Annotated in this window: 10 protein-coding genes; 3 read left to right on the forward strand and 7 right to left on the reverse strand. The window is 69.2% G+C overall.

Annotation, left to right across the window (positions count from 1 at the left end):
* Positions 1-77: 77 nt before the first annotated feature.
* The 7 genes from hflX to G333_RS0113370 form a co-directional block, all read right to left on the reverse strand.
* Complete coding sequence (gene hflX / locus G333_RS0113340) at positions 78-1,418, reverse strand: ribosome rescue GTPase HflX (protein ID WP_018175823.1); 1,341 nt, start codon at positions 1,416-1,418, stop codon at positions 78-80.
* Between the two features lie 294 nt (positions 1,419-1,712).
* Positions 1,713-1,973: an RNA chaperone Hfq gene (gene hfq / locus G333_RS0113345; RefSeq protein ID WP_018175824.1), complete on the reverse strand. Its 261-nt coding sequence runs from the start codon at positions 1,971-1,973 to the stop codon at positions 1,713-1,715.
* Positions 1,974-2,101: 128 nt separating this feature from the next.
* Complete coding sequence (gene miaA, locus G333_RS0113350) at positions 2,102-3,070, reverse strand: tRNA (adenosine(37)-N6)-dimethylallyltransferase MiaA (protein WP_019628671.1); 969 nt, start codon at positions 3,068-3,070, stop codon at positions 2,102-2,104.
* Positions 3,070-4,947 carry a DNA mismatch repair endonuclease MutL gene (gene mutL / locus G333_RS0113355; protein WP_019628672.1) on the reverse strand — a complete coding sequence of 626 codons (1,878 nt, stop codon included), beginning with the start codon at positions 4,945-4,947 and terminating at the stop codon, positions 3,070-3,072. Before mutL ends, miaA begins: the two co-directional genes overlap by 1 nt.
* 120 nt (positions 4,948-5,067) lie before the next feature.
* Complete coding sequence (locus G333_RS0113360; RefSeq protein WP_051080811.1) at positions 5,068-6,372, reverse strand: N-acetylmuramoyl-L-alanine amidase; 1,305 nt, start codon at positions 6,370-6,372, stop codon at positions 5,068-5,070.
* Positions 6,373-6,563: 191 nt separating this feature from the next.
* The gene (tsaE, locus tag G333_RS0113365) at positions 6,564-7,049 is read right to left on the reverse strand and encodes a tRNA (adenosine(37)-N6)-threonylcarbamoyltransferase complex ATPase subunit type 1 TsaE (protein ID WP_019628674.1); all 486 of its coding nucleotides are present in this window, start codon (positions 7,047-7,049) and stop codon (positions 6,564-6,566) included.
* Entirely contained in the window at positions 7,046-8,530 is a 1,485-nt protein-coding gene (locus tag G333_RS0113370) for an NAD(P)H-hydrate dehydratase (protein ID WP_026340968.1), read from the reverse strand. Before G333_RS0113370 ends, tsaE begins: the two co-directional genes overlap by 4 nt.
* Before the next feature lie 18 nt (positions 8,531-8,548).
* Between G333_RS0113370 and queG the strand changes: the two genes are divergently transcribed.
* The 3 genes from queG to G333_RS0113385 all read left to right on the forward strand — a co-directional run bounded on the left by queG (position 8,549) and on the right by G333_RS0113385 (position 13,207).
* Positions 8,549-9,718, forward strand: a complete 1,170-nt coding sequence (gene queG, locus G333_RS0113375) for a tRNA epoxyqueuosine(34) reductase QueG (RefSeq protein ID WP_019628676.1) — start codon at positions 8,549-8,551, stop codon at positions 9,716-9,718.
* Positions 9,719-9,860: 142 nt separating this feature from the next.
* A complete protein-coding gene (locus tag G333_RS0113380; RefSeq protein ID WP_019628677.1) occupies positions 9,861-12,305 on the forward strand; it encodes an EAL domain-containing protein in 2,445 nt (814 codons plus the stop codon).
* Positions 12,306-12,415: 110 nt separating this feature from the next.
* Positions 12,416-13,207: a ferredoxin--NADP reductase gene (locus G333_RS0113385; protein WP_018175830.1), complete on the forward strand. Its 792-nt coding sequence runs from the start codon at positions 12,416-12,418 to the stop codon at positions 13,205-13,207.
* The last annotated feature ends 3 nt before the right edge of the window (positions 13,208-13,210 follow it).

Here is a 13,210-nt window from a genome sequence, read left to right on the forward strand (position 1 = left end):
CGACGACATCGACGCCACGAAAAAGGCCCCGGTTGAACCCGGGGCCTTTTTCGTGCGCAAGCGAGCCGCGGCCGGCTTCAGTGGTCGGCGGCCGCCGCCCCCGGTGCTTCCGATTGCAGGCGGACGGTTTCGGGGTCCAGCCCGGCCGCCCGGAAGAGCTGCTCGAAACGCCGCTTCGGCACATGCAGGCGCAACTGGATCGACCCATCCGGCGTGGTCTGCTCGGCCTCCACGGCCTTCTCCTCGTAGAGCTGGGCGCGCAGGCGCCCGGCCGAGGCCGGGAGCTCGACCCAGCCCTGGGTCATGGACTCGGTGAAGGTCTCGGCCAGACGCTGCTCCAGGCGCTCCACACCCTCGCCGGTATGCGCCGACAGCCAGAAGGCATCGTCCGCCATGCCGAAACGGTCGTCCGGGTCCTCGGCCGGGTTCTCCAGCTGGTCGATCTTGTTGTACACCCGCCAGCAGGGGACGTCCTCGGCGCCGATCTCCTCGAGCACCTCCTCGACCTGGCGGATGCGCGCCTCGCGCTCCGGGTCGGCGGCGTCGATCACGTGCAGTAGCAGCGCCGCCTCGCGGGTCTCGGTCAGGGTCGCCTTGAACGCGGCGACCAGCTCATGCGGCAGGTCGCGCACGAAGCCCACGGTGTCGGCCAGGATCAGCGACTGGTGCGGGGCCAGATCCAGGCGCCGCAGGGTCGGGTCCAGGGTCGCGAACAGCTGATCCGCCTGGTAGACGTCGGAATGCGTGAGGCGATTGAACAGGGTCGACTTGCCGGCGTTGGTGTAGCCCACCAGCGAGACCGTGGGGATCTCGTTGCGCAGGCGCGCCTGACGGCCCTGTTCGCGGGTGCGTTCAACCTTCTCCAGACGCCGCTCGATGTGCTTGATGCGCCCGGCCAGCAGGCGGCGGTCGGTCTCCAGCTGGGTTTCCCCCGGACCGCGCAGGCCGATCCCGCCCTTTTGCCGCTCGAGGTGGGTCCAGCCACGCACCAGGCGCGTGGACATATGGCGCAACTGGGCCAGCTCCACCTGCAGCTTGCCCTCGTGGGAGCGGGCGCGCTGGGCGAAGATATCGAGGATCAAGCCGGAGCGATCCAGCACCCGGGCCTTCAGGTGGGCCTCGAGGTTGCGTTCCTGGCTGGGCGAAAGGGCGTGGTTGAAGATCACCACATCGGCCCCGGAGGCCTCGACCGCATCGCGGATCTCGTCGGCCTTGCCGGCGCCGACGAACAGCTTGGGGTGCGGCCGGTCGCGCGAGCCGCGCACCACCGCCATGATCTCGGCCCCGGCGGAGCGCACGAGCTCGTCGAATTCCTGGACCTGGGCCTCGATATCGGGGTTGTCCCCGACATTCAGCGCGACCAGGACCGCACCATTGCCGACGCGCTCGTCGCCGGCACTCTCCGGACGCTCAAACAAGCCAGGGAGCCGCTGATTGTTGGACACGTTCGCGTTGGTGTCCCCTGTTTTCCGAAACAAGGCGCGGTGCGCAGCCGGTAGTGGTTCTACCGGCAAGGGCCGCAACGCAGGACCGGGGAACAGGGGACACCAACCCCGAAGGGGCTCGGCCGCTTTTGGGCACGCACAGCGTTGCGGCTCCCTTGTGCAGAGTGACTGCACGGCAGTCGCCGCGCCTTGTTCGCACACAAAAGCGACTCGAGCGCGAACGTGCCCAATAATCAGCGGCTCCCTCGGGGAGACCTCCACTCATGTTCAGGACTCGGCCTCGGCGGAGGCGGGGGCCGCTGCCTCGCCCTCGAGATTCATGTTCACCTGACGGGCCGGCACGATCGTGGAGATGGCGTGCTTGTACACCATCTGCGAGACCGTACTGCGCAGCAGCACCACGAACTGGTCGAAGGATTCGATCTGCCCCTGCAGCTTGATCCCGTTCACCAGGTAGATGGAGACCGGGATCCGGTCCCGACGCAGCGCATTCAGGAAGGGTTCCTGCAACATTTGCCCTTTGGCCATCGGTGCGTTCCTTGATCGTTATTATTGGTTCGCGACCCGCGCCGGCGGCTCGAGGTCGGCCCGCCGCACGGTCAGGTTGAAGCGTAGCATACCGGCTTCGCGGCGCCGTTCCAGGCGTACACCGGGCGTTATTCGGACATCGCCGCTGCCGGGGCCGCTATCCGTGCAGCCTGGATAGCCCGCAGAGCCTGCGACAAATCTGCGTCCTCGGCGTTCAACCGGGCATGCAGGGGGAAGCGCCGCAGCCCGGTGAGCTGGCGTTTTGCGAGCTGGCGGGTCGCGGCGATGGCCCGCTCGCGAAAGGTCGCAAAGTCGCATTCGCCGGCCAGCCACTGCCAGCCCTGGCGATACCCTACCGCCCGCTGCGACGGGTGCTCCGCGGTCAGGCCGCGGCGACGGGTCAGGGTCATCAGTTCGTCGACGAAGCCGGCCTCCAGCATCGCATCGAAGCGGTCGGCGATGCGGATGCGCAGGCGCTCGCGATCCGCCGGCCACAGGGCCAGCGACACCCAGCCCGCCGGGACCGTCGCGGCCGCGCCGCTCTGGAAGCCCGACAATGGCTGACCACTGGCCGCGTACACCTCCAGGGCGCGCAGGATGCGTTGCGGGTCGTTCGGGTGGATGCGCGCGGCGGCCTCCGGGTCCACGGTGGCCAGCTCGGCATGGAGGGCCACGGCGCCCTCGTGTTCCAGACGCGCACGCACGGACTCGCGGACCGCATCCGGTACCGGCGGGATCGGATCGAAGCCGTCCAGCAGGGCGCGCAGGTAGAGCAGCGTGCCGCCCGCCAGCAGGGCGACCCGGCCGCGGGCATGAATGGCATCGATCGCGGCGCGGGCATCGTGGGCAAAGTCGGAGGCGTTGTAGGTGTCCTCCGGGTCGCGGATATCCAGCAGGTGATGCGGGGCGCGGGCGCGCTCGGCGGCGTCCGGCTTGGCGGTGCCGATATCCATGCCGCGATAGACCAGCGCGGAATCCACGCTGACGATCTCCGCGTCCAGGGCCTCGGCCAGCGCCAGCGACAGCGCGGTCTTGCCGCTCGCGGTGGGACCGGCCAGCAGGATGACCGGCGGCCGGCCCCCATCCAGTCCGGCCATCAGCGTCCTCGCAGGAACAGCCGGTCCAGCGCCGAGTGGTCCAGCTCCACCCAGGTCGGGCGCCCGTGGTTGCACTGGCCGGAACGTTCGGTGGCCTCCATGTCGCGCAGCAACTGGTTCATCTCGGGCAGGGTCAGGCGTCGCCCCGAACGCACGGAACCGTGGCAGGCAATGGTGCCCAGTACCGCGTTGATCGCCCCCTCGGCCCGATGGCTGTAGCCATCGGCCGCGAGGTCCGCCAGGACATCGCGCACGAGCTGCGCGGTGTCCTGGCCGCGCAGCAGCGCGGGCGCCGCGCGCAGGGTCAGGGTCTCGGGGCCGGCACGGTCGAGCTCGAAGCCGAGTTCCCCAAGCAGGCCCGCGCGTTCCTCGGCCAGTTCGGCCTCGGCCGGGGTGACGTCCAGGGTCTCCGGCACCAGCAGCGGCTGCGAGGTCACCCGTGCCCCCTCCCATTCGCGCTTGAGACGTTCATAGGTGATGCGCTCGTGGGCCGCGTGCATGTCCACCACGATCAGGCCGCGGGGGCTCTCGGCCAGGATGAAGGTCTCGGCTACCTGCCCCAGGGCAAACCCCAGGGGCGGCATGCCGTCCGGGTCCGCTGCGGGCGCACCGGACGTGGCGGATGGCATCGGGGTGTCATAAGCGGCGGGCCGCGCCTCGGCCACCGCAGACGTCCCGCGGAACTCGGCCCAGGCCGCACCAAAGCCTGGATCGCGCCCGACCGGCTCAAGTCGCGGTTCGCGAGGGGGCGCGTACCCACCGCCCGCACCCGGCACACCCAGCCCGGACAGCGGGCGATCCGCCTGCGCCGGCATGGGCATGGGGCGACCGGCGGGGGCCGGCGCACCCATGTCGGGTACCGCCGCGGCATGCCCGGAATCCCCCGGACGCAACGCGGCAAGCGCCTTGTGCAGGCTGTGGAAGATGAAGTCGTGAACCATGCGCGACTCGCGAAAGCGCACCTCCTGCTTGGTCGGATGCGCGTTCACATCCACCTGAGTCGGATCCAGTTCCAGGTCCAGCACGAACATCGGATGCCGCCCGTGGTAGAGCACGTCCTGATAGGCCTTGCGCACGGCCGCCGCCAGCACGCGGTCGCGGATCGCGCGGCCGTTGACGAAAAAGAATTGCTGATCGGGCTGCGCCCGCGACTGGGTCGGCGAGCCCAGCCAGCCGGACAGCGCCAGCCCGGCGCGCTGTTCGTCCACCGGGGTCGCATGCTCGAGAAAGGCATCACCCAGCAGCGCCCGCACCCGTTCGCCGGGGTCGTCGGCCGCCGGCAGGTCCAGGGTGACGCGGTCATTATGGCGCAGGCTGAAGGCGACCTCGGGACAGGCGGCCGCCTGAGTGCGGATGACGTTCTCGCAGTGGTTGTATTCGGTGCGTTCGGTACGCACGAACTTGCGCCGCGCCGGGACGTTGAAGAACAGGTCGCGGACCTCGACGGTCGTGCCCACCGGATGTGACGCCGGGGCGGCCTCGCGGAAGACATCGGAGCCGTCCCCGGTCAGGCGCCAGCCGTTGCGCTCGTCCGCCACCATGGAGGTCAGCGACAGCCGCGAGACGGAGGCGATCGAGGGCAGGGCCTCGCCGCGAAAGCCCAGCGTATGCAACGCCTCGAGGTCGTCCATGCAGGCAATCTTGCTGGTGGCATGGCGCGACAGGGCCAGCGGCATCTCGTCGCGATAGATCCCGCTGCCGTTGTCGCTGATCTGGATCAGGCGGACGCCGCCCTGCTCCAGGCGCACATCCACCCGCGTCGCCCCGGCATCCAGGGCGTTCTCCAGCAGTTCCTTGACCACCGAGGCCGGGCGCTCGATCACCTCGCCGGCGGCGATCTGGTTGATCAGTTGTTCGGAGAGCTTTGCGATCGCCACGCGCGACACCTGGGAGAGACGAGAACCGGGTGCCTAGCCTAACCGGGGCAGCGCCGGAGTGCCTAGCCGGCGGCCGAACAACGCCTGCAAGACGTGACGGGCTGCCCGGAGGTTCCGGGCTCAGGAGTCGCGGGGGATACGCAGGACCTGGCCGGCGTAAATGCGGTCGTCGCGGACATCGTTGGCCGAACGCAGGTCCGCCAGCGACAGGCGATAGCGATCGGCAATCCCGGAGAGGGTCTCGCCCGGCCGGATGATGTGCTGGTCGGGCTGGCCGTCGGCGATCAGCGTGCCCGGACGGGCATGGGTGGAGAAGTACGACCGCAGCCCGGTCAGCAGGGCGTCCGCCAGCGAGTTCTGGAAGGTCGTGCTGCGCAGCTTGCGCTCCTCGGAGGGATTGGAGATGAAGGCCGCCTCGACCAGGACCGACGGCACGTCCGGCGAGCGCAGGACCGCAAAGTTCGCGCGCTCCACCTCCGGCTTGCGCACCTTGCCCACCCGGTGGAGCTCCGCGATCATCCGCTCGGCCAGGGTGTTGCTGGCCTCCAGGCTCCCGCTCTGGGCCAGATCCAGCAGCACGTTGGTCAGGGAATCGTCCTTGCCGTTGATCGGCACCCCGCCCAGGCTCAGATCCGCCTGGTTCTCGCGCTGGGCCAGGAACCGCGCAGCCTCGCTGGAGGCCCCGCGCTCGGACAGCATGTACACCGACGAACCCTGGACACTGCGGTTGGCGATCGCGTCGGCGTGGATGGACACGAAGATATCGGCGTCCGCCTTGCGCGCCCGTTCGATGCGCTCGCGCAGGGGCAGGAAGTAGTCGCCACTGCGGGTCATCACGGCCTTCATGCCGTGCTCGCTGTTCACGCGTTCGGCCAGACGCTTCGAGATCTGCAGGACCACGTCCTTCTCGCGGGTGCCGGCGGGGCCGATGGCACCCGGATCATGCCCACCATGACCGGCATCGATGGCGACCACGACATCGCGCAGGTCCTCCTGCGAACGCCCACGGCGGGAGCCGTTGTTCTCCGCCGAGCGCGGCGCGGCGGGTGTCTCGCCGCTGGTCAGATCCAGGACCAGGCGGTGCGGCGCACCCTGTGCCGGCATCAGCACGAAACTGCTCGGCTCCACCGGCTTGCGCAGGTCGAACACCACACGCAGATCGGAGCCATTGCGTGCGGCATGGCGCACGGCCTTGATCGCCGAGCGCGGATTATCGCTGATGGTCAGGTCTTCCACGGCCCGCGCGTTCTCCAGATCCACCACCAGGCGGTCGGGAGACTGCAGGTGAAACATGGAGTATTCCGCCTCGCCGTCCATGTCGAAGACCAGACGGGTGGTTCCGCCATCCACGGACATGCGCACGCGCCGGACGTCCGTGCGAGCCAGGGCCGGCAAAGGCATCCCGACCAGCCCGAGGGCAGTCATGGCGCGCAGCAGCTGGCGGCGGCGCAGATCCGGCGATGTTGATTGGCCCACGGCGTTTCCCTTTGTAATCAGGGGTTCTGACTACATTGTGGACGCTTTTTCTGGAAAAGCAATAGCAATTTTCTTTCTTTATGAGCGAGATATCGCGCATTGTGCGCGTGGCGGGCCAACTGCGGGGCGGCCCCGACGTGTCACCCTGTCACGATCTCCTGATCCCGAAGCACCCGGTGGTAGGCCGCCGCCAGCGGCCCCTCCAGCCACAGCTCCCGGCCTTCGGCTGTGCCCTCGCGATGCGCCAGGCGCACCACCAGATCCGGCGCCGGCAGCCAGCCCGCACCGCGCTCCGGCCACTCCACCAGCCACAGGACATCGCCGCCGAAGGCCTCGCGCACCCCCAGGTACTCGAGTTCTTCGGGATCACCCAGGCGGTAAAGGTCGAAGTGCAGGACCTCGCGCCCCGCCAGCGCATACGGCTCCACCAGGGTGTAGGTCGGACTGCGGACCGCGCCTTCATGCCCGAGCCGGCGTAGCAGACCCCGAACCCAGGTGGTCTTGCCGACACCCAAATCACCCTCCAGGAACACGATATGCGGGGCGTCGAGCGCCACCAGCGCGGCCCCGGCCGCCTCGGTCGCCTCCAGGTGCGGGAGGACCAGAGGGGCCGCTGCCCCCGTCATGCCCCACCCCCGGACGCGGCCGGCAGGGCTTCGGCCAGATCCCCGGCCAGCATCCCGCGCGCCCCGCCCAGACGGTCACGCGCGATGCAGGCTGCGGCGCAGTGCCAGGCGGCCCCGATCTCCGCGGCGCTGCGCGCATCCGCGCCCTGCCCGCGCAGCGCCGCGATGATGCCGGTCAGCACATCGCCGCTGCCGGCGGTGGCCATACCGGGGTGGCCGCCGGTGACACAGGCCAGCGGCTCCGCACCCGAACTGGCGACCAGCGTGCCCGCCCCCTTCAGCAACACCACTCCACCCAGGCGCGCGGCCAGCGCCCGCACCTGCCCGGGGCGATCGGCCTCGACGGTGGCCACGTCCTGCCCCTGCAGACGGGCGGCCTCGCCTGGGTGCGGGGTCAGCACCCAGTCCTCGCCCCGGCGCGGGGCCTCGGCCAGCAGGTTCAGGGCATCGGCATCCACCACCCGGGGCAGGTCGGCATCCGCCACCGCCAGCCACAGGCCGCGACCCCAGGCGTCCTGTCCCAATCCCGGCCCCACCGCGACGACATCGACGCGACGCATCAGGGCCTGCAACTCGCTGGCGTCCGCCACGCCACGCACCATCAACTCGGGTCGTTCCAGGTTCGCCCAGGCCGCGTGTTCGGGGTGCGTGGCCAGGGTCACACGGCCGGCCCCGGCGCGCAGGGCGGCCGTCGCCGCCAGCCGCGCGGCCCCCGAGTAGCCGGGCGCGCCGCCCACGATCAGCACATGCCCACAGTCGCCCTTGTGCGCCCCCGGGCGGCGTACCGGCAGACGCTGCCGCCAGTCCTCTGGCCCGACCCAACGCGCAACCGGCGCGATGCCATGGGCCACCGAGGCAGGGAGATCGAGCGGGGCCACCTCCACCTGGCCGACCCGGTCGACCGCGGCCCCGGTATGCAGGCCCAGCTTGTCGGCGATCATGGTCAGGGTGTGATTGGCCCGGACCGCCTCCCCCAGGACCCGGCCGCGATCGATATCCACGCCCGAGGGCACATCGGCCGCCAGCACCTGCCGCCCACTCGCGTTCAGCGACTCGATCACCGCGCCGTAGGCATCGGTCAGCGGCCGCTCCAGGCCGATCCCGAACAGGCAATCCACCCACAGGTCCGCGGCCGCCGGGTCGAAGTTTTCCAGGGCATGGACCTCGCCGCCGCCCGCCTGCCAGCGCCGGTGGGCCTGACGACCATCGGACTCGGGGCGTGCCCGCGAAGGGCCGCCATGAACCCGCACCTCCAGCCCGGCCTCGGCCGCCAGCCGCGCGAGCACGTAGCCGTCTCCGCCGTTGTTGCCGGGCCCGCACAGGATCCCGACGCGACGGGCCTGCGGCCAGTCGCGGCGCACCACCGTCAACAGGGCCTGCCCGGCACGCTCCATCAGCTCGCCCGGCGCCATCCCCGGCAGGGCCAGGCCGGCAGCATCCAGGGCCCGCATGCCCGCGTTATCGAACAGTGCGCTGGTCAATGCTTGTGGGTCGGGTTCATGATTCACGCCATCACCTCCGTCGCGGAAGCCGAAATCGTGCCTCAGCGCCTCGATCCACGCCAATCCACCGAGCTTGCCGAACGCATCCGCGACTGGGGACGCGAGCTCGGCTTCCAGGCCGTGCGCATCGCCCCCGCCGAGGTGCCCGAGGCGGATCGCCGGCATCTGGACGACTGGCTGGCCCAGGGCTCGCACGGCAACATGGACTGGATGGCCGACCGCGCCCCCCTGCGCCACGCCCCGGATGCCCTGGTGCCCGGCGTGCAGCGCATCATCAGCGTGCGCATGGACTACTTCCCGCCGGCCACCCGGCGCCCGGCGATCCAGCTGGCCGAACGCGATCACGCCTATGTCTCGCGCTATGCCCTGGGCCGCGACTACCACAAGCTGCTGCGCAAGCGCCTGACCACCCTCGCGCGCCGGATCGAGGCGGAGGTCGGGCCGTTCGGCTATCGCGCCTTCACCGACAGCGCGCCAATCCTGGAAAAGGCCCTGGCCGCCCGCGCCGGGCTGGGCTGGATTGGCAAGAACACCAATCTGCTGGCGCGCGAGAGCGGCTCCTGGTTCTTCCTCGGGGAGTTGTTTACCGACCTGCCACTGCCACTGGACGAACCCGTGGACGAGCACTGCGGCCAGTGCACCGCCTGCCTGGAGGTCTGCCCCACGCAGGCCTTCCGCGGGCCGTACGACCTGGACGCCCGCCGCTGCATCTCCTACCTGACCATCGAACTGAAGGGTGCGATCCCCGAGGACCTGCGCCCGCTGATCGGCAACCGCATCTACGGCTGCGACGACTGCCAGCTGGTCTGCCCCTGGAACCGCTTTGCCGAGGTCACGGCGGAACCCGACTTCATCGCCCGCCACGGTCTGGATAGCGCCACCCTGGTCGAGCTGTTCGCTTGGGACGAGGCAACCTTCCTCGCCCGCACCGAGGGCATGGCCATTCGCCGAATCGGCCATGCCCAGTGGCTACGCAACCTCGCTGTGGCCCTCGGCAACGGTCCGGCCACACCCGAGGCGGACGCAGCCCTGGCCGCCCGCGCCGAGCACCCCTCCGAGCTGGTGCGCGAACACGCCGCCTGGGCGCGCGAACAACTGCGCAACCCCCCGCACAGCGCGCCCCTGTCCACGGAAAACCTGTCCCGGCTCACCCAAGCGCCCGGGTAAGCCGGGCAAGCAGAAACCGCCCAGGAAGAGGCAAATCCGCACCTCCCAAGGTTGCCAGTGCCGGCGCAACCGGCGACACTCCGGTGCCGAATCACGCCCCGACGCGGGGCCCGGCCCGCCACCAAAGGTTCAGCCCGCCGCCATGCCCGATCACCCGGACACCACGCGCTATCAGCGGATCTTCGAACAGGCGCCCGAGGCTCATCTGGTCCTCGACCGCAAGGGCGGGATCGTCGCGGCCAACTACGCTGCCTGCGAACTGCTGGGCTATACCAGCGCCGAACTGACTGGCGGCGTGCACATCACCGAGCTGGACCTGCAGGCCACTCAGGACGACGTGGACCAGGCCCACTCCAACCCCGAACAGCGCCTCCCCGCGCACTTCGAAAGCCGCTACCGGCGCAGTGACGGTGGCGAATTTCCGGCCGAGGTGCACATCAACGCGATCCGCACGGACGGCGAGCTCGAGGTCTTCGCGACCGTGCGCGACATCACCCGCGAGCGTCAGTCGGAGCAGGCGCTGAAGAGCCTGGAGACCCAGCTGGGCGCGACCATTCGCCACGCCCCACTGATCCTGTTCGCGCTGGACGCAGACGGCCGATTCACGCTTTCCGAGGGGGCCGGGCTGCAGGCCCTGGGTCTGAACCCCGGCGAGGTGGTCGGGCGCAATTTCCGCGACGTCTATGCGGACCAGCCCGGCACACTGGAGGCCGCCGAACGCGCCCTCGCGGGCGAAGCCTTCCAGTTCGAGGACACCGTCAACGGTACGCATCTCAGCGTCTCGTGGATCCCCATGAAAGACCCAGAAAAGGGTCCGGACGGCGCACTCGGCGTGGCCTGGGACGTCACCTCGCTGCGGGCCGCGGAGGCCGCCACGGGTGCCGAACGGGACCGCCTGCTAACCACGCTGCAATCGATCAGCGACGGGGTCATCACCGCAGACACCCACGGGCGCCTGACCTACCTGAACCCCGCCGCCCAGGTACTGCTGGGGCTGGATGCCACCAGCGCCCAGGGCCGCCTGGTGGACGAACTGCTGGACCTGGAAGACACCCGGACGGGGGCCAGCGTGCTCCGCCCGGTGGAACACTGCCTGAACCTGGGCGGTACCGTGGAATCGCCCGAACGCATACTGCATCGCGCCGACGGCGAAACCCGCGTGGTACGCATGCTGGCCTCGCCCCTGCAACGCCCGAACCGCGAGGCCCAGGGTGTGGTGGTCGTGCTGCACGACCACACCGAGCTGTGGCAGATGACCCAGCAGCTCAACCATCAGGCGACCCATGACGACCTCACCGGCCTGTGCAACCGCCGCGAATTCGAGCGGCGGCTGGACCAGGCCCTGCACATTCAGGAGGAGGGCGAGACGCCGCATGCGGTGTTCTACATGGACCTCGACCAGTTCAAGATCATCAACGACACCTGCGGTCACCAGGCCGGCGACGAGCTCCTGCGGGAACTCTCCGAGCGCCTGCGGCACCTGATCCGCGAGAACGACACCCTGGCCCGGCTGGGTGGCGACGAATTCGGCGTGCTGCTGTGCCACTGCCCGCCCGAACGCGCCGAGGCGATTGCCCGGAAGATGCTGGAGACCGTCCAGTCCCTGCGCTTCGCATGGGAGGGCCGGCGTTTCGATGTCGGCGTCAGCATCGGTCTGGTGCCGGTCAGCGGCCCGGAACAGACCCTGCCCGAGATCCTCAGCCAGGCGGACTCCGCCTGCTACGCCGCCAAGGAAAACGGCCGCAACCAGGTCTACGTCTGGCAGCCCAGCGACCAGGCCCTGCGCCGCCGACGCGGGGAGATGGAATGGGTCGGCCGCATCCGCTCGGCGCTGGAGGAAGGGCGCTTCGCGCTGTTCGGCCAGGCCGTCCACCCGCTGGGTCCGGTCGCCCCGGACCTTGCCCATGTCGAGGTGTTGATGCGCCTGCGCGACGAGGATGGCCGGCTGATCCCGCCGGGCAGCTTCATCCCGGCCGCGGAGCGCTACCACCTGATGCCGGATATCGACCGCCACATCATCGACAACGCCTTCGCCATGCTCGCCCGGCATCGTGCGCCGCGCGAGAACTCATCCCACTGCGACCCCACTCTGGCGATCAACCTCTCGGGCCAGTCGCTGGCGCAGGAGAGCATGCTGGAGTTCGTCACCGAGCGCCTGCAGCACTACGCGATCCCGCCGCGCTGCATCATCTTCGAGATCACCGAGACCGCGGCCATCAGCCACCACGAACGCGCCCAGAGCCTGATCCGCACCCTGCGCTACATCGGTTGTCGTTTCTCCCTGGACGACTTCGGCAGCGGTCTGTCGTCATTCGGGTACTTGAAGAACCTGCCGGTGGACTTCATCAAGATCGACGGCAGCTTCGTGCGCGACATTGCCCACAACGCGGTGGACTCGGCCATGGTCACGGCCATTCACCGCGTGGGTCATGTCCTCGGCCTGCGCACCATCGCCGAATGTGTCGAATCAGCCGCGACCATGGACCGCCTGCGCGAGATCGGCCTGGACTTCGTACAGGGCTTCTACCTGTCGGAACCGGCCCCGCTGGAGCAACACCTCACGCCCATCGACAGCAACGTCCGCTGACGAGCGATACCCATTTCCGAGTGTTTTCCTTGGTTTTTGCCGGCGCTTTCGCTTCCGGTGCGCGGACTTGCTAGCGTAGGACCGAACAATAATCGGAAAACCACGCACTTATGCCTTATTCGGAACAACGAATCACCTCCACGCACCGCTGGTCGGACAAGACCTTCAGCTTCACCACCACGCGCCCGGAAGGTCTGGAATTCAAGAACGGGCAATTCGTGACCCTGGGGCTGCGCCCCGAGGGCAAGCTGATTCCGCGTGCGTATTCGATCGTCTCCGAACCCGAGGCCGAGGAACTGGAATTCCTGAGCATCCACGTGCCGGATGGCGCCCTGACCAGCCGCCTGGCCGAGGCTGGACCGGGTGATTCAATCTGGATCAACACCAAGGTCACCGGCTCGCTCACCTTCGACTACGTGCAGCCGGGTCGCACCCTGTACATGCTGGCCACCGGCACGGGGCTCGCCCCGTTCATCTCGCTTATCCGCAGCCCGGAGCTGTTCGAGCACTTCGACAATGCAGTGCTGGTACACAGCGTGCGTACCGTCGAGGAACTGGCCTACCGCCAGGAGATCGAGTCGCGCATCAGCGACCGCCTGCGCTACGTGCCGACCGTGACCCGCGAGAACCACGACTTCGCCTGCCCGATCGCGCAGCAGCCCTACGACAACAACCAGCGTGGCGCCGACATGTTCCGCTCCGGCGAGCTGAGCCAGATCCTGGATCTGCCGCCCGCGGATCCGGAACACGACCGCGTAATGCTGTGCGGCAACCCGGCGATGAACCGCGAGATGAGCGAGTGGCTCACCGAACACGGCTGGACCCAGACCAACTACAAGGGCGTGGGTACCTTCACCGTGGAACAGGCGTTCGTGACCACCATGTCGGACTCGGACGACTGAACC

The sequence above is a fragment of the Thioalkalivibrio sp. AKL10 genome, from assembly GCF_000381845.1.
GTDB lineage: Bacteria > Pseudomonadota > Gammaproteobacteria > Ectothiorhodospirales > Ectothiorhodospiraceae > Thioalkalivibrio > Thioalkalivibrio versutus.

Bases quoted from the DNA above. Each gene is read 5' to 3' on its own strand.
- hfq (WP_018175824.1), bottom strand. From the start codon at position 1,973: ATGGCCAAAGGGCAAATGTTGCAGGAACCCTTCCTGAATGCGCTGCGT.
- miaA (WP_019628671.1), bottom strand. From the start codon at position 3,070: ATGGCCGGACTGGATGGGGGCCGGCCGCCGGTCATCCTGCTGGCCGGT.
- G333_RS0113360 (WP_051080811.1), bottom strand. From the start codon at position 6,372: ATGACTGCCCTCGGGCTGGTCGGGATGCCTTTGCCGGCCCTGGCTCGC.
- tsaE (WP_019628674.1), bottom strand. From the start codon at position 7,049: ATGACGGGGGCAGCGGCCCCTCTGGTCCTCCCGCACCTGGAGGCGACC.
- queG (WP_019628676.1), top strand. From the start codon at position 8,549: ATGATTCACGCCATCACCTCCGTCGCGGAAGCCGAAATCGTGCCTCAG.
- G333_RS0113380 (WP_019628677.1), top strand. From the start codon at position 9,861: ATGCCCGATCACCCGGACACCACGCGCTATCAGCGGATCTTCGAACAG.
- G333_RS0113385 (WP_018175830.1), top strand. From the start codon at position 12,416: ATGCCTTATTCGGAACAACGAATCACCTCCACGCACCGCTGGTCGGAC.